The following is a 2,412-nucleotide window of genomic DNA, read 5'->3' as shown; positions in this document are numbered from 1 at the left end:
CCCCCATCCCGCTTGCCCGCTTGTTCGCCCAATCGGTCCGCAGCGGTCCTCACGAGAGCCGCACGCGCCACCGGCCACGCGCCCCGAGGAGCGGCCACATGGCTGAATTCCGCGTCAAAGAGCACCCGATTCTGCCCGTGCCCGACTACGAGCCGGTCGAGTTCACGTGGCGGGGCCAGAAGTTCAAGTCCCGCCCGGGAGAGACGATCGCCTCGGCGCTGTTCGCGAACGGCGTCCGCACCTTCGGACACCACCACAAGGACGGCGCCCCGCAAGGGATCTTCTGCGCCAACGGCCAGTGCGCCCAGTGCACGGTGATCGCCGGCGGCCTGCCGGTGAAGGCCTGCATGACGCCGGTCGAGCCGGGCCTCGTCGTCGAGCCGCTGGAAGGGCTTCCGTCGATCCCGGCGGCCGACCGCGCGCTGCCGACCGCGCCGATCGAGACGATCGAGACCGAGTGCCTGATCATCGGCGGCGGCCCCTCCGGCCTCGCCGCGGCGATCGAACTCGGCCGCGCGGGGGTCCGCACGATCCTCGTGGACGACAAGGAGCGGCTGGGCGGCAAGCTGGTGCTCCAGACGCACAAGTTCTTCGGCTCGATCGACGCCTGCCACGCCGGCACGCGCGGCGTGGACATCGCCGCGAAGCTGGAGGCCGAGGTCCGCGCGTTCGAGAACGTGCGGGTCTGGACCCGCAGCACCGTCGTCGCCGTCTTCTCCGACCGCAAGGTCGGCGTGCTGCGCGAGGGACACTACTTCGTCGTGCAGCCGCAGGCGCTCCTCGTCGCCTCCGGCGCGCGCGAGAAGTCGCTCGTCTTCAAGGGGAACACGCTCCCCGGCGTCTACGGCGCCGGCGCGTTCCAGACGCTCGTCAACCGCGACCTCGTCCGGGCCAGCGAGCGGCTGTTCATCATCGGCGGCGGCAACGTCGGCCTGATCGCCGGCTACCACGCGCTGCAGGCCGGGATCCAGGTCGTCGGCCTCTGCGAGGCGCTGCCGGCGTGCGGCGGCTACAAGGTCCACAAGGACAAGCTCGTCCGGATGGGCGTGCCGATCTACACCTCCCACACGGTCGTCTCGGCGAACGGCGAGAAGGAAGTCGAGTCGGTGACGATCGCCGAGGTGGACGCGCGGTTCCGCCCCGTGCCGGGCAGCGAGCGGACGTTCGCCTGCGACACGGTGCTCGTCGCCGTCGGGCTCGATCCGGTCAACGAGTTCCTCGCCAAGGCGAAGGAGTTCGGCGTGCCGGTCTGGGCGGCCGGCGACGCCGAGGAGATCGCCGAGGCCTCCGCGGCGATGTTCACCGGCCGGATCCGCGGCCTCGAGATCGCCAAGGCGCTCGGCCGCGACGTCGGCGAGGCGCCGACCGAGTGGCTGCGGACGGCGGAAGTGCTGAAGTCGCGCCCCGGCGCGGCGGTCGTCGAGGACATCCCCGAGGACGAGACGGGGGTCTTCCCGGTCTTCCACTGCTCGCAGGAAATCCCCTGCAACCCCTGCACGTCGGTCTGCCCGCAGCACGCGATCCGCATCGAAGGGGACGACATCCGCGGCCTGCCGGCCTTCGCGGTCAACGAGGACTGCCTCGCCTGCGAGAAGTGCGTCGCCGTCTGCCCGGGGCTGGCGATCACGCTGGTCGATTACCGCAAGGACGCCGAGAACCCGACCGTCACGATCCCCTACGAGTTCACGCGCGAGGCGATCAAGGAAGGGGACGTCGTCACGGTGCTCGACACCGAGGGCGGCGTGCTCGGCAACGTCGAGGTGGTCAAGGTCCGCGCGCCGCAGTTCGCCGACCACGCGCTGCTGGTCAAGGTGAAGGCGCCGCGCGAGCAGGCGAAGCTGATCGCCGGCATCAGGGTGCAGGAGCCGTGGGTCGGCGACGCGATGCCCGAGGCCGCGACCCGCATCGCCGACGACGAGATCGTCTGCCGCTGCGAGCGGGTGACCGCCGGCGAGATCCGCGCCCTGATCCGCGAAGGGGTGCGGGACGTCAACCACATCAAGGCCGCCACGCGGGCCGGCATGGGCGCCTGCGGCGGCAAGACCTGTCCCAACCTGATCCTCCGGCTGTTCCGCGAGGAGGGTGTTCCCGCGTCCGAGGTGACCGGCCTGACCCGCCGGCCGCTCTTCGTCGAGGTTCCCTTGGGCGCGTTCGCCGGCGTCGCCGTCGGCGAGGGGCCGACGCGCGACGTGCCGAAGCGCCACGCGACCGGCGCCCACGAAGGAGGCCTGTGATGAGCGCCGCTGCGTACGACGCGATCGTCGTCGGGGCGGGCAGCGTCGGCATGCCCACCGCGATGTTCCTCGCGGAGAAGGGGCTGAAGACGCTGGTCGTGGATCAGTTCGCGAGCCCCGGCCAAGGGAGCAACAAGTGCGCCATCGGCGGCATCCGGGCGACGCACTCCCAGCCCGG

General features: G+C 71.4%; 1 protein-coding gene. It reads left to right on the top strand.

The features are described from left to right. Positions 1-98: 98 nt before the first annotated feature. Positions 99-2,234, top strand: coding sequence for an FAD-dependent oxidoreductase (locus tag LLG88_00540; protein MCE5245401.1), 2,136 nt, complete (start codon positions 99-101; stop codon positions 2,232-2,234). The last annotated feature ends 178 nt before the right edge of the window (positions 2,235-2,412 follow it).

Source organism: bacterium (assembly GCA_021372775.1).
Classification (GTDB): Bacteria; Acidobacteriota; Polarisedimenticolia; order J045; family J045; genus JAJFTU01.
The sequence above is the reverse complement of the archived record's forward strand: the minus strand, read 5'-3'. Positions and strand labels throughout refer to the sequence as shown.